This window comes from Haloarcula mannanilytica (assembly GCF_005406125.1).
GTDB classification, from domain to species: Archaea; Halobacteriota; Halobacteria; order Halobacteriales; family Haloarculaceae; genus Haloarcula; species Haloarcula mannanilytica.
Genome location: NZ_BIXZ01000003.1, coordinates 152,614 through 168,755 on the forward strand (window position 1 = coordinate 152,614; position 16,142 = coordinate 168,755).

The window sequence follows — 16,142 nt, forward strand, 5'->3', positions numbered from 1 at the left end:
GTCCGTTTCGTGCATGGACTCTCGGCGGTCGGTTTCCGCTGTCAGTTTGGGGACCATGGAAAAACGAGGGGTTCGCGGGACCCGGTTCGTATCGGTTTCGAACCCGGTCAGTCCGACCCAGACCCGTTCGCTGTGTCACCCTCTAGTACCTGTTGTAACTGCTCGATCAGCGTGCGGCCCGAGAGGTCGTTCCCATACACGCGGACGGAGTCGAAACCGGCGTAGCCGTGGTCGCCGGACTCGTCTCGCTCCCAGTAGAGCCACGCCGTCTCTTCCCCGCCGTCAAGACCCGTCTCGTCGACCGGGAACGTGAGCACCAGCGACTCTTGGCCGCCCTCGCTATCGTCTTCGGGCTGTCTGACCTCGCCGTCGTCGACGGGTCGCGCGCCCCCGCCATCTTCTAGTGCAAGGCGTGATCCGAAACGATAGCGAACATCCCGCTCTGTCGGGTCGAACGTCTCACTCTCACCGTCACCGTCGACGAACTCGGACTGCTGGACAGCGACCGTGACGGTGTCGTGGTCGCCAAGATCGATGAAGTTCTCCGCGTTCTCGGGCTGAATATCGATCGATAGCTCGGTTGGGAAATGGGCCGCCGCGATACCGCTCAGGCTCGGGACCGCCGCCACGGTCGCCGCTGCACCGAGTGTCCCCTTGAGGAACCGTCGCCGTGTGCTGGGTGTCGATTCTGGACCGTCGTCGCTCGTCATCGACTGCGTCGGTTTCATCCGGGTAGACTGCTGGGTCGGTACGGGTTTGATAATTCTGGTGCATAATTCGAAAACACACACATGTCGGCGTAACGACCCTGAGATATCGTTTTGACCGCTCAGTGGTCGCGTCTCTGTGGGCCTATCAGGCGATTTTGTCTGTCGGTGCTCTGTGTCGGAGCCGACGAGGGCACGGCCTCTGCTTCCACTCCAACCGTCGGTAGCGGTGCATTATATTCCAATATATTTCACAAAACTAAGTCTACAACTTTAAGTAGAATGGGCGGTCTAAACCGGTCTATGACCGCACAGGCCGACACGGAGATCGCCCCGGTGGTTCCCGCGCCGACGCCGCCGGACGACGCCGATGCCTGGTACGCGCCGGACGTTCGGGAGCAAGACGAGGTGTATCCGGGCGTTGTCGTGACCGTCCGCCGGGAACGGAGCGGGTTCCGGTACAGTGTCCGGGATCCGGTGCTATCGACGGTCGAGGCTGACGCACTGTCGACCATCGAGTCGCACTTCGCCGGTGCGAACATCGAGCGCCCGCGGACCCGTGAGGGAGCCGTCGAGCGAATGAACGGGGGTTTCGACGCGAAGCATCGACGGGTAATCGACCGGCTGATCGACGCGTCACCGGCGAGCCGACGGCGTATCGAGTACCATGCGCTCTCGTCGCTGGCGTGTTTCGCAGAGCTGACACCATATGCGCTTGATTCTCGCATCGACGTGGCCGACGTGACCGATGATGGTGTGGTCGTCCACACCGACGACTACGCTCCGGCCGAAACGGATCTCGGCCCGGACCCCGAATATCTCAACCGCTTCGCGAGCGAGCGTGTCGAACGCCACACGGTTCGGTTTCAGGGCTTCGAGGTCCCGGTCGTCGTCTACCGCGAGCACTTGCTCGGTGCGGACCCGTTCACGACGAAATACGCTGTCCGCGAGCCGGACCTGCTCCCCGGCGACGAACAGCTCATCGAGGTGTGTAAGAAGCGCGTCTGGGAAACCGGGGTTAACGGCGTGGTCGACGACCGGGTGACCTTTGTCCGAGAGCGTGCGCGCTCGCTACTGGCCCGACAGCTGACTGTCCGCAACACGACCGAGTGGGTCGACGCCGCCCGCTATCGGGTCCGGTCGGCACTGGCCGAACTCGATCTGGCCGTGCCGCCGGTCGATCATCGCTTCGCTGACGACCGCCTTGACGACCTGCTGTACTACGTCCTCCGAGACCTCGTCGGCTATGGGAAGCTCACCGTCCCGATTCGGGACCACACGCTGGAGGATATCGAAGCGAACCGGGTCGACGAGCGGGTGAAGGTCCTGCCACGCGCTGACCTCGGCCACGACGGTCGTGTGCCAACCAATCTCGCTTTTGATTCGGAAGCGGCGTTCGTCAACGTCGTCACGCAACTGGCGGCCGACGACGGCGTCGAACTCAACGCATCGAACCCGAGCGCGAAGGTCAACATCGACCCCGACGGCGACGGACTGCACGACGCCGACGACACTATCCGCTGTGCCGTTGCCCTGCCGACTATCAGCGAGGGCGGGCCACACATCTCTATCCGGAAGCAGTCGGCCGACGCGATGACCCCGGTCGATCTGGTGCAGCGGGACTCGCTCCCGACGGAACTGGTCGCGCTGCTGTGGCTCCTCTATGAATCTCACGGCGTCGTTCTCTTCTCCGGACCGACTGGGGCAGGCAAGACGACGCTGATGAACGCCCATATGCCGTTTATCCCGTACCGCGACCGTCCCATCAGCATCGACGAAGGGTCACGCGAGGTCCGGATACCCCACGAGACCGGCGTCTCGCTCACCACCAGAGAGCACGAACGGGACCACCGCCGGGTGACGATGGCGGACCTGATGACACAGTGCAACTATCTCAATCCCGATGTCGAGGTCATCGCAGAGATCAACACCGCGGCGTCCTTCGAAACCTTTGCTGAGACGCTGAACACCGGCCATGGTGTCATCGGTACCACCCACGCTGACGACATCGATTCGCTGGTCAACCGCGTCATCGAGAAGGGCTTGCCGACCTACCTGCTCAAAGAGATCGACCTCGTTGTGTTCCCGCGTCACGTCGGCGGAGACCGGTACGTCGGCGACGTGGTCGAGTTCGTTGAGGACCCATCCGTCGTCGAGAGTGGGAGCGACCGGAGCGGGACGATACACAAGGACGGGACGACTATCCACTGGAACAGCGTCTGCCGGCGGCGACCCGACGGGAGCTTCGATCTCGCCTACGACCACCCGCAGTTCGGGGACGAGCAACGGCGGGTCGATACCGGCATTCTCGACCGGCTTTCGGATCTCCGGGACGAGCCGGTGTCGGCCGTCGAAGACGCGTTCCACCGCCGCCACCGCTACGTGCAGTATCTCGTCCAGGAGGGATTGACCGACTTCGACGACCTGTTCGGCGTTCTGGCCGACTTAGAGACCAACGAGGCAGCGACCGTCGAGCGACTGCGGCGACAGGCCGGGGCGCCCGACGACCCGCAACTGGAGGTCAGTACGGGTGACGACTGAGGGCGGCGGCACCCTCGGCTTGCTCGACCGGGGCCTGTATGCCCTGTTTGCCCACCACGCCGAGGACGACCGGCACGCGAGCACCCGGGACCGCTACCGGGCCGCCTATCCGAGCACGGGCTTTGGCGTCTACGTCGCCAGAGTGTACGGGCTGTCGTGGCTAGCGCTTTTCGTCGGTATCGTCGGGACTGCGACGACGGCCCTGCTTGTCCCGTCCGGGACCTTCGACTCGTTCGTCGCGGTGCTCCAGCAGAGCCTCCCCGTGATCAATCGGTTGGCGCTCCCAGCGGTTCCCCGGAGTCTCACGGCTGCTGTCCTCGGAACCGTTGCCGGCCTCACGCTCAAACGGGCCGTGTTCCTCGCCGGAAACCGGTATCTCTCGTGGGTTGCGAGCGCACGGAGTGCGGACATCGCAGCCACGCTCCCCGGTGCGGTCCGCTACCTCAGAGTCCTCGCGTCGGGAACGCACGACCGCCGCGAGATGTTACGCGCCGTCGCCGAACAGGATGCCTACGGCGAGACAGCTGTCGCCTTCCGGCGGGCGCTCAATCAGGGAATCCTAACCGGCAGCCTCGACACGGGTATCGAACGGGTAGCGAGCGAGACGCCATCGCGGGACCTGCTCGCCCCGTTCCTGCTGAAGTTCCGCGAACACGCGAATCAGAGCGCCGAGGCACTGGAGGGGTATCTAGAGATGGAGGGGCGGCTACTCTCACATGAGCAGAGCCGCCAGCACGAGCGCGCGACCGGCTACCTCGAACTGCTCGCCGAACTGTTCGTCGTGTTGCTTGTCCTGCCCGCGCTCGTGGTACTCATCGTCACCGTGATGGGAATCCTCGCGCCAGGACTCTCCGAACCAGTTACGACGCCGCTCGGAGAGACGACCGTCCGCGCCATCGTCGTCTACGGCAGTGCGGCGTTCGTGATGGCCGCCGGCTTGCTGGCAGCGTTCGTCGTCGCTACGCTCAGGCCGCGGAACACGGCCGCTCCGAGTTACAGCCTGCCGGACGGCCCCGTCGCGATACTCACTTCACTCCCCTCAAATCCTGCGAGTGCGCTTGTCGCCTGCGTGCCGTTGGGTGCCGTCGTTGCGGTCGGCCTTTGGTCGCTTGGCTATCGCCCGGTCAACGTCGCGCTCCTCTCGTACGCCACGGTGGGTATTCCGGTCGGCGCAGTGACGGTCCGGCGGGCCAGAACGGACGACGCGAAAGACCGGGAGATACAGGATTTCGTCCACGCTGTTGCCGGGCACGTCGCGCTGGGCCGCCCGTTCCCGGAGGCGGTCCGACGCGTCGCCGACGACGTAGAACTCGGCGCGCTCGCCAGCGATGTCCAGTCGCTCGCGTTCACGCTCTCACTGGGCGATAGTCCCGGTGATTCGGCGGCCGATAGACGGGCCGCCGCGCTGGACCAGTTCGTCGACCGTGTCGGCACGCCGATGGCCGAACAGACTATCGGGCTGGTCGTCGGCGCGCTGGATACGGGAAGCGATGCGGAGGACGTGTTCGAAACATTACAGACTGAGATAGGTCAACTTTACCACCTTCGGAAATCAATCCGCTCAGCACTGCTGGTCTACGTTGCAGTCGGCTGGACGACGGCACTTCTGGTCATCGGAATTACCGTCGCCGTCAACGTCTACGTCCTCGATAGTTTCGCGCAACTGTCGGCCGTCTCGGGCGGCGCGAACATCGCTTTCGACCCGACCGCGATCAAGCCGGCCCGGGAGCGACACCGGTTCTACGTCGTGACACAGGCGACGATGCTGGCCTGTGGCTGGTTCGCCGGCACGGCGAGTCGAGGGGTGTACGAGGCGCTGTTGCACTCCTCGGGGCTGGTACTCATCGCCTACGTCGTTTTCGCGGGGGCTGGTCTGATTTGATTGGCGACACCGACGCCCAGTCCCACGTAGTCGGCGTGGTGTTGCTGTTGGGACTGACCGTCGTCGCCCTCGGCGGACTGACGGCCGTCGTCGGAAGCGTCGTTGACGGCCACACGGCGACCGCCGACGAAACTCGCGTTGCCAACACCTTCGAGACAGCGTTCCGGCCGGTCGAACAGACGGGCCAGCGGACCGCTCGCGTGCGGTTCACGGATGGGCGGCTGACTACCGTGGAACGTGAACTTCGGGTTCTCAATGATTCCGGTGTTCAGCGAGCGGTCCCCATCGACGCGATGGTGTACGAGTCCGGCGACAACCGCGTTCGCTTCCTCGGCGGGAGCGTCGTCCGCGGGACACAGGGGAACGCGTGGCTCGAGACAGACCTGCCCGTGACGGCGACGCGAGACGATACCGCAGTCATCGTCGGCGCACCGCTTGTCAACGCCAGCGGCGGGACGGTCTCCGGAACCGGGGGTGTGACAGCTGGCATCCGACAAAACATCAGCCACGAGCGCGAGCGACTCCCGACCGACAACTACAGCGTTGCCATCGAGACGGAGACGCCCCGTCCGTTCGCCGAGTACTTCCAGCGGGTCGGTGCAACGACGCAAGTCAGAGATATCGACGGCGACGGCGTCCAGAGCGTCGTGGCGTCGTTCCCCGGCCAACGAACGCTGTATCTGGTCCGCCACGATATGCGGACGGAGGTGAGCCATGGATAACCGCGCGCTCAGTACGGTCGTCGAGAAACTGCTGAGCATGGGGCTGGTACTGCTGTACATCGGACTGGTGACGACGACGCTGTACGGTGGTACTGTCCCGGCATATCAATCTGCAGTCGGCGCTGAACTCGGTGACCGAACGCTCGCCGAAGCGACGGCCCGCGTCGAACAGGCCATCCCGCCGGATGGCCGGACTGTCTCGACGACCGTCCGGGTCTCCCTTCCAGCTACTATCGACGGCACAGGGTACAGCATCCGGGCCGACGGCGACGCCCTCGTGCTTGACCATCCCGATCCTGAAATCGGCGGGTGGTCACAGTTGGTACTGCCTGACAGAGTTAATGCCCTCGAAGGTGAATGGCAGAGCGGCAGTCCAACGGTGGTCACCGTTTCCGGAACGCGGGGGCGGGTAACAGTGACACTGGAGGTGGAGCGATGACCGGGATGAGTCGCTGCCCCGCTCACACCGAGCGCGCCCAGACATCGCTGCCGGCACTGGGAATCGCGCTCGTGTTGCTGACAGTCGTCACGGGATTGGGCGTTTCGATGGCCGACGCTGCGATTGCTGGCGCGGAACGGACCCCTGACGAGCGGCGGGTCGCAGCCGCTATCGCTGACCGACTTGTCTCGGCTGACGGCCCGCTGGCTGCCCGGAGCAACGTACTCAACCGTTCCCGGGTGGACGATTTCGACCAGTCGGCCCTCGAACGGAGCGCGCCGCCGGCCACCGAGTACGCAGTATCGGTCGAGGTGGCCGATACGGAAATTGCGAGCAGTGGAGCGGTTCACAGCGGGACTCAGATCACGCGACTCGTTGTGGTCGAAGCCCGTGAATCACGGACGCTGACGCCCGACCTGACGACGACGGACACAGTGACGCTCCCTCGCCGGAGCGCACAGGCCACAGTAACAATCGACCCGCCGGCCGGCACTACGATCTGGACAGTCCGTGCCAATGACCGGGTCGTCCTGCACAACCGGAGCGGGCTGGATGGCAGCTACGAGGTTCCGCTGATTCCCTATGAGACGACTGAGCTCCGCTTCCAGCGAGCCGGCTCGATCCAACCCGGAAACGTAACCGTTAGCTACGACGCCCCGCGGTCAACGAAGGAATCGCTGGTGGTGACTGTCGATGCGTAGAGGTCAGCTCCCGCTGTCACTCGTCGAGGTTGCGCTCGGGACGGTGCTGATTCTCGGCGTCGCGCTCGGGTTCGCACTGGGGACGCCAGCGCCGGACAGACAGGGACCACAGCTCGATGCGTACGCTTCCGATACGGCGGCGGTTCTCGCGAACGATCCGCCGCGACACGATGGGGCGACACGGCTCCAGGAAATCGTTGCGAGCCCGGCGGCGTTCGACCGTGAACGGGACGCACTCGCGGATCGAGTCACTCGTATCCTACCCGAGAACATCCTCTTCCGTGTCGAGACGCCACACGGTGCCGTCGGAACCCCGACACCCAACGGCGTCAGTACCGGGACCACAACTGTACCGACGGGACACGGCAGCGTCCGAATTATCGTGTGGTACGCATGACCCGGCGCGGGCAGCTGGTCCTCGTCGCGGCCACAGTCGTCGCTGTCGCACTCGTCCCCATCGTCCTCGCCTCGCTGCAACTGGGCTATCACGACGATGTTCGTGCGTCGGCTGACTACGACGACGACCCCTCGGCTGACGCCCTCCGAGTCCTGGAACGTGCTGTCGCAACGGAGAGCGCACAGATTCCGAGCCAGTACGCCTGGGCCGCGAGAGATGCGGCGGTGACGGCCGTTCGTACAGGATTGCGGCCGCGGCTCGACCGACTCGAAACGTCCCGCATCGAAGACGGCGTCCATTACAATATAACCTACAACGGTACCGCGACACAGCAGTGGAGAGACAGTAACTGCCCATCCGGCCCGGACCGCCAGTTTGGGGACTGTGTCGTCGACCGTGGCGTCGTCGTTCAGGACCGTGTGGGCCGCACGCACGTTCTCGCTGTCGGTGTCGATCTAACGACGACGACCGAACGCGGCGAAGCCACTGTCACTGTGGTTCTGGAACCCAGCGGTCGATCATCGCGGTGAGCGTCCGAATCAAAAACGACGCTTGCACCGGAACTCAGCGAACCACTGACGATGTCACTCCGACGCTGTCGGCGTTCCAGTTCGGACCCGCGACCGGATCTGTTCGAATGTTGCTTGCGGGAAAAGGCCGGTGACGCTTTCAACCGAGAGGGAGTCTATGAGGCCGGCTGGTGGGCCAGTGACCAGCAGCGCACCCGCTAGGGAAACTGAATCGTCGACGGTGAGACCGAGGTCCGATGTCGCGCGCTCGGTAAATGCGTTGATTGCGTCTTCGGCAAGGTTCTTCTGGGCGGTGCGGTATTCCGACTGGGCCTCGCCTTGCGTGAGATTCCCCGCTTCGAATTCGGATTGGATCTCTTGCTGGCGTTGCTGTAGCTGCGCTTGGTCCGGTTCGATGGCAACCGTGACCGTCGCGGCATCGGCGTCCGCGGTTTGCTGGTTTTGTGGTCCTGTTCCCGCGTTTGACCCGTCGCCGTCTCCGCCAAGGAGAGCGTTACAGCCGGCGAGAGACACTGTCGCGCTCGTGCCGGCGAGTTGCATGAAACGGCGGCGGGTGGATTCGAATTCCATTATCGGCTAGGGCAGGTCCCGCGGGGTAACCCTTCTGGTCGCCATATCGGAACCCCCTGCGCTGGTCACCGAGCCCCGTCACGAACGGTGTGGTTCCGAAAGCCGAAAGACAGTGGTATCTGTGGCCCAATGAGGCACCAATAGCGCGTATGCCGGAACTGGAGTCGGACGACACGCTCATCCCACAGCAGGACACGATTCCGGCGCTTGACGACGACGAATCCGGGACGGTCGTCTGGCATCGCGAGCACCTGCGGGTGCGCGACCAGGCCGCGGTAGCGAGGGCCGCAGCGTCGGAGTCCCTGCTCCCGCTGTTCGTGTTCGACCCGGCGTTCTACGGCGCGGACGGGCTGGCCTGTGACAGTCGCATCCGGTTTCTGCACGACTGTCTGGCCGACCTCTCGGACCAGTACCACACCGCGACGGGTCGCGGGCTCACCTACGCCCACGGGGATCCGGTGGACGTGCTGGAGCGGTTCCGCGAGGCCGGCTGGGACATCGTGACGATGGCCGTTCCGACGGGACGCTACGGTCGGGAGCGGGACCGGCGCGTGCGGGAACAGTGTGGTGTGACTTTCGTTGACGGCGACGGACTGGTGCGGGACCGAACGGAAACCCGCGACGGGTGGCAAGACGACGTGTCGGCGTGGTTCGCCGCCGACCCGTGCGACTGGGACCCTGGGTCGGTCACCTCCCGGACCTTCGACAGCGGTATCGACATCGACGCAATCGAGGACCACTACGACCTCACGCCGTCGAAATCCGACGTGCCACGGGGCGGGACCGGTCCCGCACGTGAGCGACTGTCTGCGTTCGTCGAGCGCATCGGCGACTACCCGGGTAACATCTCCGCACCGACGGACGCGCGGGGCGGGACCAGCAGGCTCTCGCCGTATCTCGCCTTCGGCTGTCTCTCCGTGCGGCAGGTCGTCCAGTACATCGACGAGTACGCGCCCGACGGCCGCGGGAAGGAGATGTTCGTCTCGCGGCTGTACTGGAACAAGCACTACGAGCAGAAACTTGACGATTGGCCGGGCTGGCTCGATACGGCAGTGAACCCGGTGTTCGAGGGGTTCAACGCAGACCAGTACGATCCCGACCTGGTGGAAGCCTGGAAGCACGGGCAGACCGGGTTTCCGCTGGTCGATGCGTCGATGCGCTGTCTCAAGGGGACGGGCTGGCTCAACTTCCGGATGCGGGCGATGTGTGCGTCGGTGTATTACCACCTCCTCCAGCAGCCCTGGCGGATCGGTGCGGACTGGTTTTACCACCATCTCATCGACGCCTCAGCGGCAATCAACTACACGCAGTGGCAGTCCCAGTGCGGACTGGTCGGCAAGCCGACGCTCCGGCTGTACAACCCCCGAAAGCAGGTCCGCGACCAGGACCCCGACGGCGAGTTCATCTGTCGGTGGGTGCCGGAACTCGAACCGCTCCCCGACGAGTACCTCGACCGGCCCGAGCAGACACCGGTCCATGTCCAGGCATCCTGTGGCGTCGACATCGGCGAGGACTACCCGCACCCGGTCGTCGACTACGACACAGCCCGACAGACGTTCCGCCGTCGCTACGAAGGGATTCGCACCGAGGCGGCCGACGCCCTACGGGACCCGGATATCGCGCGCCGCGCGTCCTTCTCTGGCGGCCGCGAGGCCGCCGCTCGCATTGCCGCGGAACACGGAACGGAGGCGTCAGACGGCACGGAAGACGGCGGGACCCAGACCAGTCTCGGCTCGTTCGGCGAGTAGGGCCTGACTGCTCGCCCAACGGTGCCAAACAGCAAAGAGGCTAAGACGGTCGCCCACCCAGATATGTGCAATGACGGAGGGTCCGGACGACACCGCATTCGAGGATTGTCAGTTCCTCACCGGCTCACCCCAGCGGTTCGCGGTGCTGGCCCAGCTGCAGGAGCGTCCGGCACGGCCCACCGACCTGTGTGACACGGTGGACGCGACGCGGACCACGATCCAGCGGATACTCGCGGGCTTCTCCGACCGGCAGTGGGTCGTCAAACGGGACGGTGAGTACCAGCTTACGGTGACCGGAGAGCGGGTGTTCGACCGGTACACGGCGCTTCTCAGGGAAGTCGAGCGGGCTCGCGCGGTCGGGCCGCTGGCCGCCCATCTCGGTCCCCTCGCAACGGATCTCCCGACGGACCTGTTAGACCCCGACTGTCTCACAACAAGTTCCGAGCAGAATCCACTGACGGCCATCAATCGATTCACCGACTGGTTACGGGAGGTCGACGGCGACGTTCGGGCCATCTCGCCAATCGTGACATCGGTGTTCAACGATGCCGCCCTGGAGTTGCTCGAATCGGGGACGCACATCGATTTCATCATCGACCACGACGTGCTCGAACGGTCCGAGTCCGATTTCACTGACGCACTGGAACGAAGCGTCGAACACGAGAACATCGACACGTACGTCCACGATACCCCGCTCGACATCGGTCTCGCGATGGACCGCTCGAGGGTCTGTCTGGCAGCCTACGACGACCGGAACAACGTCCGTGCGATAGCCGAATCCGACGCCACAGCGGTCTATAGCTGGGCCGACGCGACGTTTGACCGGTATAAAGAGCGTTCGGAACCGCTTGCCACAGTTCTATCGGTACAGGAAACCCAGCAGTAACCCGCTGGTGAGCGTATGAAGGGCCGAAGGGAGCACTGGTCAGCGCTCCAGCACTCACTGGAGGGCGGGATTGCGTATCCCCGAGACAGGATACTGCGTGTGAGTGCCTATACTTATTTGCTGTAACTGTTCTCGGCACCACCACATGTTACAGGGGTTGTAACACCCACACATCATCAGTTCTGTCGGCCGTCGATTCGGTTCCAGTCACAGACGGTTTTCCTATATCTCAGCGAGAATGAAACAATTGCCGACAGTATAAGTGTGTGGCAATCGTTAACAGAAGTATGTCTCCGCCTGGGCGAGAGATCCAGTACACTGAATCGGACGTTATCGAGGTGTTCAAACACCGGAACGATTACGCGGAGCCACTCACAGCGTCAGAGGTTGCGGACAGGCTCGGCTGTTCGCGCCGGACCGCGCTAAACAAGCTCCACGATCTCGAATCGGAAACCGACATCACGAGCAAGAAAGTCGGCGGGCGGTCGCGGGTGTGGTGGATCCCGGTGCGAGCCGAGTGAGTCGTCACGGCGGTTTTTCAGAGTGGAATCGAGGCTGTGTCACACTGCAGCGGTTCGACAGGTCCGGCGCGGGTTTCAGGAGGTCCACACGCTGACCGCACGTAGTGGCACAGGTCGATAGCGCCAGTGCGTGGCGTCATCCGGAGACGGCGGGCCTCCGCTGACAGTGGTGTTCTGCGGGTCGACCTCAGAACTCCCACTGCTGAGCGCGCTCGCGGGCCTCCGAGCGCGCCTGGTCTTTGATCGCCTCGATTTTCTCCGTGTCGTCGAGGAACGCCTCGACGGCGCTTCGTTCTGTGGCTCCGTCCTCGGTCGTCGCCACGTCGTCGCTACCCGTCGGTGACAGCCGCTCATCGGGGGCCGCCCGTCGTGTGCTATCAGCCAGTGCTGGGTCCCCACCCAGGCGCTCGGCGGGCATTCCGGGCGGGACCCGAAGGTCGGCTGCGTCGTGCGCCGATTCGAGGTCGGCGGGATCGAGGGCGTACAGCGAGACGTGATACGGGCCGGGGATAGCGAGGTCCGCGAGCGCTGGCGGGCCGCCACGGTCAGTGCCGGTGTGGTAGGCCAGCACCGGCACGCCGTCGGTGAACGTGATGACGCCACGGCCCTCACCGTCGAGCAGGAGCGTCTCCTGTGACTCGAAGACGGCGTAGCCGGTCAGTTCGCGGTCGAGCACGTCAGCCAACGTGTCCCGCGGGTCCGTGACGACGCGGGACTTGTCGAGTCGGCCGCGGGGCAGCTTCATCGTGACTCGGGGATGACGGCGCTCTGGAACCGGTCGGCGGCGTCGGCGGCGGTCCCGTCCTGGACTGTGAGCGCCTCGGCGGCCGCCCGGTAGGCGGTCGCCGCCTCGCATTCGGGGGCGTGGGCCAGTAGCGGCCGACCGGCGCGGCGTGCCTCGCGGGCGCGCTCGCTTTCGGGGACCGACGCCAGCGTCGGCCCGTCGAAGTACCGCTCGGTCTTGGCCGAGACCTCCTCGATAGACTCGGACTCGCGGACCTTGTTGAACAGGAGGCCGGCCACGTCCGTGTCGTAGGTCGTCGCGTACTCCTGGACCTTCAGGCCGTCCGAGATGGCTGGAATCGTCGGCTGGAGGACGACGACGATGCGGTCGGCCAGCACGATCGGAAGCACGGCGGTCCGGCTGTCAAGTGCCGGCGGCGAATCGAGGAGGATGACCTCCGTGTCTTCTGCGAGCGTCGCGACCACGTCCCGGAGCCGACTCGGGTCGGCGTCCCTGAACCCGTCTAGGCTCGTTCCGCAGGGGACGACTGTCAGCCCGAACCGGTCGTAGGTGGCCGCTTCGACTGGCGCGTCGTCGGCCAGCACGTCGTGTAGCGTCGTCTCGGCGTCGGAGAGGCCCGCGTGAAAGAGGAGGTTCGCCATCCCCGTGTCGGCGTCGACCACCGTCACGTCGTAGCGGTCGGCAAGCGCCATTCCGAGGGCGACGGCGCTTGTCGTCTTGCCGGTCCCCCCCTTCCCGCTGGCGACCGCGAACACTTCGACCATTGGGAAATATTGCGAGCTAGCTGTATATAAATTTCCGGAAGTGAGAGGAGTATCAAACGATCACTGCTCGGGGAGCCCGAGCGGTCCGAGGTCGACATGGGTTGCGATGAGTTCCGTCGCTCGTTCGTACGGGTCGCCGTTATCTTGCTCGCTCGCCGCTGGCGGATCGATACCGGCGGCTGCGAAAGTGTTTCGCACGAAGGCATCTCGGGCGGTGTCGTTGACGAAGAGATCGTGGAGGTAGGTCCCCAGCACGTCGTCGGTCGCCGCTCCGTCGCTGTCGAACGGCCGGGCCGCCTCGCCGGTCAGCGTCGAGTCGCCCATGTGAATCTCATAGCCCTCGACGGTCCCGCTCGCACCGGAGAGCGGCCCCACGCCATGGAGGTCCCGCTCAACGTGTTCGACCGTCTTTGACTCGCTGAACTCTGTCGTCACCGGCAACAGTCCCAGGCCCTCGACGCGGTCCGCATCGCCGGTGCCCTCAATGTCGGCGTTCGTGATTGCCTCGCCGAGCATCTGGTAGCCGCCACAGAGGCCGACGATGGGGCCATCGAACGACTGGAGGCGGTCGCCAAAGCCTGCCTTAGTGAGCGCGAGCAGGTCGTCGACGGTATTTTTGCTCCCCGGCAGGACCACCGCGTCGGCGTCGTCGAGACTCGAATCGGGCGGAACGTACGCGACCCTGACACCGGGCTCGCTGGCGAGTGGCTGGAGGTCGGTGAAGTTCGAGATGCGCGGGAGCCGCGGGACTGCGACGGTGACGCTCTTGTCGTCGGTCACGCCGTCATCGTCGCCGACGACGGACCGCTCGCCGACCGGCGGCAGCGCGACGCTGTCTTCTTCGGGGAGCCCGGGATCGTCGTGGGGAATCACACCGAGGACGGGCACGCCGGTTCGGTCCTCGAACTCCTCGACGCCGGGGGCAAGCAGCGACCGGTCGCCGCGGAACTTCGTGATGACTGCGCCGGCCACCTGCTCGCGGATGTCGTCGGGGACCAGTTCCAGCGTTCCGACGAGCGACGCGAACACGCCGCCGCGTTCGATGTCGGCGACGAGCAGGATGTCGGCGTCGGCAAAGCGCGCCGTCTCGACGTTCGCCAGGTCGCGGTCGTGCAGATTGATTTCGGCAATCGAGCCGGCCCCTTCCGCGACGAGTACGTCGTGGGACTGCGCGAGTCGGTCGTGGGCCGCACGGGCGGTCTCCAGCGCGTCCTCCCAGTGGTCGTCGTAGTATCCTCGGGCTTCGAAGTGGCCGACCGCCTCGCCGTCGAGAACGAGTTGCGACTCGCCGTCGCCCCGCGGTTTCAGGAGGACTGGGTTGTGGTCGGTCGACGGCGCGACGCCGGCCGCGCGGGCCTGGACGTACTGGGAGACGCCGACCTCGCCGCCGGGCGTCGCCCGGGCGTTGTTGCTCATGTTCTGGGCCTTGAACGGCGCGACGGAGACACCCCGGTCGGCCAGATAGCGACAGAGGCCGGCCGCGACGGTCGACTTGCCGACGTGGCTCGCCGTTCCCGCGACCAGCAGCGTGTGGGCCATCAGGCTGTGTTGGGAGACGGACGCACTGGTGTCTTTCGCTCAGACGGCTAAACCGGTTTAGGGTTACTGCGTCCACAGCAACTAGATTCGGTTACGCAATTCACCTGCTATTTACTGTAGTATATTCAACCAAAAGAGGGGGTGCCATAGAACTGTTGTCACACCCGGTTTGAAACCGTCAGTACACCCTCTACCAGCCTACTCTAGTGAAAGTGGCTATTTCGAAACCGTGACACGGACTATCCAGTTAAAAAGAGTAGACATATATCGTGTGAAATTTCAGATGTTGTCGAACGCTTTGTGACACTGATGAGTTTCGACCAGTACAACTGTCCGAACTGCGGCGCGGGATTGAGCTACCAGACGACGAAACACAACGGCTGTTCGAACTGCGGTTTCGTTCCTCCACACAGCGCTGAGTAACGAATTTGGTCGGGGTTGCAGGCGCAATATGCACGCATACCGAGCGGCCATATCTCAAAGACAGACCTGCGATAATGAATAACGACTTGTCCGATAAACCGTAGCGTTTGTGCGCCTCCTCTGAAGGGCGCGCAGATGAATATGTGAGTAATCAGCGGTACTCTACAACGTTGATGACTCGTTTCGTCTCCTCGTGTGTGAGATCACTATCCGCTGAGACCACTGGCGCATCAAGTTCTCGCCCAACCGCAGCAACGAGCGCGTCGACGCCGTCAAGATATGGTCCCTCTGGTCCAATTTCGTCGGCGATCCGCCCTGCTTCAACCGACAGGTCACCGTTGATTTCGTAGACCTCACCCCATGACAGCGCTTCAGCCGCCTCTTCAAAACCGCCCGATGGGAGGTTCCCGACACCAACGAGTGCTTCTGCGTGGGCGGGTGCAGGCATTACCCACAGTTCTTCCCCACCACCGTTCGATTCGTAATACGTTTCTGTGGCAGGGTGGCCGCTCAGGTAGTCAATGAGGAAGTTCGTATCGAGAACCTTCATGTGTTCTCGTCTAACCGCTGCATCCGCTCTTTCCGCTTCTCCTTCGACTTCTCGCCCTTGTCCCGAATCCAGTTGGCGTCGTCATCCGAGAGAATGCCAAAGCCGTCGTAGAAGTCCGTCTCGTCACTCTCGTCGAGGACGCGTTCGAGCACGTCGTTGAACGATTCGCCCTCACGCCGGCGACGGTCAAGCTGTCGCTTCACTCGGTCACTCACCCGGATTTGTTCATCTGCGGTCGCCATTGTTACGTTGACGTTAGCGTTGACATTGATTAATGCTTGTGGAGTGGTTTTGAGTGCGACCACACGGATCGTGGTCGCCGAGAATTTTTTATAACGACTCGTTATACAGGTCGAAATCTAGTCAGTGCAGGCCAAGAATCGCTCAATACAGGTAGCCTATGAATCAGTTCCACCTCTTGCTGTAGCTGAGTTATTGGGAGTTTTTCCCCGACACGACACTCATCTACACAAATCG

17 protein-coding genes are annotated in these 16,142 nt (G+C 63.9%); 10 read left to right on the plus strand and 7 right to left on the minus strand.

Annotated elements, in window-relative coordinates; genetic code table 11:
• Window positions 1-107: 107 nt before the first annotated feature.
• Window positions 108-728: a twin-arginine translocation signal domain-containing protein gene (locus Harman_RS11405; protein ID WP_137683921.1), complete on the minus strand. Its 621-nt coding sequence runs from the start codon at window positions 726-728 to the stop codon at window positions 108-110.
• 282 nt (window positions 729-1,010) lie between these two features.
• Between Harman_RS11405 and Harman_RS11410 the strand changes: the two genes are divergently transcribed.
• Genes Harman_RS11410 through Harman_RS11440 form a run of 7 tightly spaced genes read left to right on the plus strand, consistent with a single transcriptional unit; the run spans window position 1,011 to window position 7,919 of the window.
• Window positions 1,011-3,248, plus strand: coding sequence for a type II/IV secretion system ATPase subunit (locus Harman_RS11410; protein ID WP_137683922.1), 2,238 nt, complete (start codon window positions 1,011-1,013; stop codon window positions 3,246-3,248).
• Complete coding sequence (locus Harman_RS11415; RefSeq protein WP_137683923.1) at window positions 3,238-5,130, plus strand: type II secretion system F family protein; 1,893 nt, start codon at window positions 3,238-3,240, stop codon at window positions 5,128-5,130. Before Harman_RS11410 ends, Harman_RS11415 begins: the two co-directional genes overlap by 11 nt.
• Window positions 5,127-5,852: a DUF7289 family protein gene (locus Harman_RS11420; protein WP_137683924.1), complete on the plus strand. Its 726-nt coding sequence runs from the start codon at window positions 5,127-5,129 to the stop codon at window positions 5,850-5,852. Before Harman_RS11415 ends, Harman_RS11420 begins: the two co-directional genes overlap by 4 nt.
• Window positions 5,845-6,291, plus strand: a complete 447-nt coding sequence (locus Harman_RS11425) for a DUF7266 family protein (protein WP_137683925.1) — start codon at window positions 5,845-5,847, stop codon at window positions 6,289-6,291. The genes Harman_RS11420 and Harman_RS11425 overlap by 8 nt, the downstream gene beginning before the upstream one ends.
• Window positions 6,288-6,992 carry a DUF7263 family protein gene (locus tag Harman_RS11430; RefSeq protein ID WP_137683926.1) on the plus strand — a complete coding sequence of 235 codons (705 nt, stop codon included), beginning with the start codon at window positions 6,288-6,290 and terminating at the stop codon, window positions 6,990-6,992. Before Harman_RS11425 ends, Harman_RS11430 begins: the two co-directional genes overlap by 4 nt.
• Entirely contained in the window at window positions 6,985-7,389 is a 405-nt protein-coding gene (locus tag Harman_RS11435; RefSeq protein ID WP_137683927.1) for a DUF7262 family protein, read from the plus strand. The genes Harman_RS11430 and Harman_RS11435 overlap by 8 nt, the downstream gene beginning before the upstream one ends.
• Window positions 7,386-7,919, plus strand: coding sequence for a DUF7261 family protein (locus Harman_RS11440; RefSeq protein WP_137683928.1), 534 nt, complete (start codon window positions 7,386-7,388; stop codon window positions 7,917-7,919). The genes Harman_RS11435 and Harman_RS11440 overlap by 4 nt, the downstream gene beginning before the upstream one ends.
• Before the next feature lie 54 nt (window positions 7,920-7,973).
• On the opposite strand, the gene Harman_RS11445 is transcribed toward Harman_RS11440, so the two are convergent.
• A complete protein-coding gene (locus Harman_RS11445; protein WP_137683929.1) occupies window positions 7,974-8,489 on the minus strand; it encodes a hypothetical protein in 516 nt (171 codons plus the stop codon).
• Between the two features lie 149 nt (window positions 8,490-8,638).
• Here Harman_RS11445 and Harman_RS11450 point away from each other — a divergent pair, with 149 nt between their 5' ends.
• The 3 genes from Harman_RS11450 to Harman_RS11460 all read left to right on the plus strand — a co-directional run bounded on the left by Harman_RS11450 (window position 8,639) and on the right by Harman_RS11460 (window position 11,644).
• Window positions 8,639-10,237 (plus strand): FAD-binding domain-containing protein, encoded by a 1,599-nt coding sequence (locus tag Harman_RS11450; protein ID WP_137683930.1) that lies wholly within the window; start codon window positions 8,639-8,641, stop codon window positions 10,235-10,237.
• A 70-nt stretch (window positions 10,238-10,307) separates the two neighbouring features.
• Complete coding sequence (locus Harman_RS11455; RefSeq protein ID WP_137683931.1) at window positions 10,308-11,123, plus strand: helix-turn-helix transcriptional regulator; 816 nt, start codon at window positions 10,308-10,310, stop codon at window positions 11,121-11,123.
• A 287-nt stretch (window positions 11,124-11,410) separates the two neighbouring features.
• A complete protein-coding gene (locus Harman_RS11460; RefSeq protein ID WP_137683932.1) occupies window positions 11,411-11,644 on the plus strand; it encodes an HTH domain-containing protein in 234 nt (77 codons plus the stop codon).
• 187 nt (window positions 11,645-11,831) lie between these two features.
• Here Harman_RS11460 and Harman_RS11465 read toward each other — a convergent pair whose 3' ends face one another.
• The 5 genes from Harman_RS11465 to Harman_RS11485 all read right to left on the minus strand — a co-directional run bounded on the left by Harman_RS11465 (window position 11,832) and on the right by Harman_RS11485 (window position 15,907).
• Window positions 11,832-12,389 carry a hypothetical protein gene (locus tag Harman_RS11465; protein ID WP_137683933.1) on the minus strand — a complete coding sequence of 186 codons (558 nt, stop codon included), beginning with the start codon at window positions 12,387-12,389 and terminating at the stop codon, window positions 11,832-11,834.
• Entirely contained in the window at window positions 12,386-13,153 is a 768-nt protein-coding gene (locus Harman_RS11470) for a nucleotide-binding protein (protein ID WP_137683934.1), read from the minus strand. The genes Harman_RS11465 and Harman_RS11470 overlap by 4 nt, the downstream gene beginning before the upstream one ends.
• A 60-nt stretch (window positions 13,154-13,213) precedes the next feature.
• The gene (locus tag Harman_RS11475; RefSeq protein WP_137683935.1) at window positions 13,214-14,692 is read right to left on the minus strand and encodes a cobyric acid synthase; all 1,479 of its coding nucleotides are present in this window, start codon (window positions 14,690-14,692) and stop codon (window positions 13,214-13,216) included.
• 574 nt (window positions 14,693-15,266) lie between these two features.
• A complete protein-coding gene (locus Harman_RS11480) occupies window positions 15,267-15,665 on the minus strand; it encodes a PIN domain-containing protein (RefSeq protein WP_137683936.1) in 399 nt (132 codons plus the stop codon).
• Window positions 15,662-15,907, minus strand: coding sequence for an antitoxin VapB family protein (locus Harman_RS11485; RefSeq protein ID WP_137683937.1), 246 nt, complete (start codon window positions 15,905-15,907; stop codon window positions 15,662-15,664). Before Harman_RS11485 ends, Harman_RS11480 begins: the two co-directional genes overlap by 4 nt.
• Between the last annotated feature and the right edge of the window lie 235 nt (window positions 15,908-16,142).

What these genes read in the sequence shown, in the direction of transcription:
- Harman_RS11405 (WP_137683921.1), bottom strand. Translation starts at nt 728, where the DNA reads ATGAAACCGACGCAGTCGATGACGAGCGACGACGGTCCAGAATCGACA.
- Harman_RS11410 (WP_137683922.1), top strand. Translation starts at nt 1,011, where the DNA reads ATGACCGCACAGGCCGACACGGAGATCGCCCCGGTGGTTCCCGCGCCG.
- Harman_RS11425 (WP_137683925.1), top strand. Translation starts at nt 5,845, where the DNA reads ATGGATAACCGCGCGCTCAGTACGGTCGTCGAGAAACTGCTGAGCATG.
- Harman_RS11430 (WP_137683926.1), top strand. Translation starts at nt 6,288, where the DNA reads ATGACCGGGATGAGTCGCTGCCCCGCTCACACCGAGCGCGCCCAGACA.
- Harman_RS11435 (WP_137683927.1), top strand. Translation starts at nt 6,985, where the DNA reads ATGCGTAGAGGTCAGCTCCCGCTGTCACTCGTCGAGGTTGCGCTCGGG.
- Harman_RS11440 (WP_137683928.1), top strand. Translation starts at nt 7,386, where the DNA reads ATGACCCGGCGCGGGCAGCTGGTCCTCGTCGCGGCCACAGTCGTCGCT.
- Harman_RS11445 (WP_137683929.1), bottom strand. Translation starts at nt 8,489, where the DNA reads ATGGAATTCGAATCCACCCGCCGCCGTTTCATGCAACTCGCCGGCACG.
- Harman_RS11450 (WP_137683930.1), top strand. Translation starts at nt 8,639, where the DNA reads ATGCCGGAACTGGAGTCGGACGACACGCTCATCCCACAGCAGGACACG.
- Harman_RS11455 (WP_137683931.1), top strand. Translation starts at nt 10,308, where the DNA reads ATGACGGAGGGTCCGGACGACACCGCATTCGAGGATTGTCAGTTCCTC.
- Harman_RS11460 (WP_137683932.1), top strand. Translation starts at nt 11,411, where the DNA reads ATGTCTCCGCCTGGGCGAGAGATCCAGTACACTGAATCGGACGTTATC.
- Harman_RS11465 (WP_137683933.1), bottom strand. Translation starts at nt 12,389, where the DNA reads ATGAAGCTGCCCCGCGGCCGACTCGACAAGTCCCGCGTCGTCACGGAC.
- Harman_RS11470 (WP_137683934.1), bottom strand. Translation starts at nt 13,153, where the DNA reads ATGGTCGAAGTGTTCGCGGTCGCCAGCGGGAAGGGGGGGACCGGCAAG.
- Harman_RS11475 (WP_137683935.1), bottom strand. Translation starts at nt 14,692, where the DNA reads ATGGCCCACACGCTGCTGGTCGCGGGAACGGCGAGCCACGTCGGCAAG.
- Harman_RS11480 (WP_137683936.1), bottom strand. Translation starts at nt 15,665, where the DNA reads ATGAAGGTTCTCGATACGAACTTCCTCATTGACTACCTGAGCGGCCAC.
- Harman_RS11485 (WP_137683937.1), bottom strand. Translation starts at nt 15,907, where the DNA reads ATGGCGACCGCAGATGAACAAATCCGGGTGAGTGACCGAGTGAAGCGA.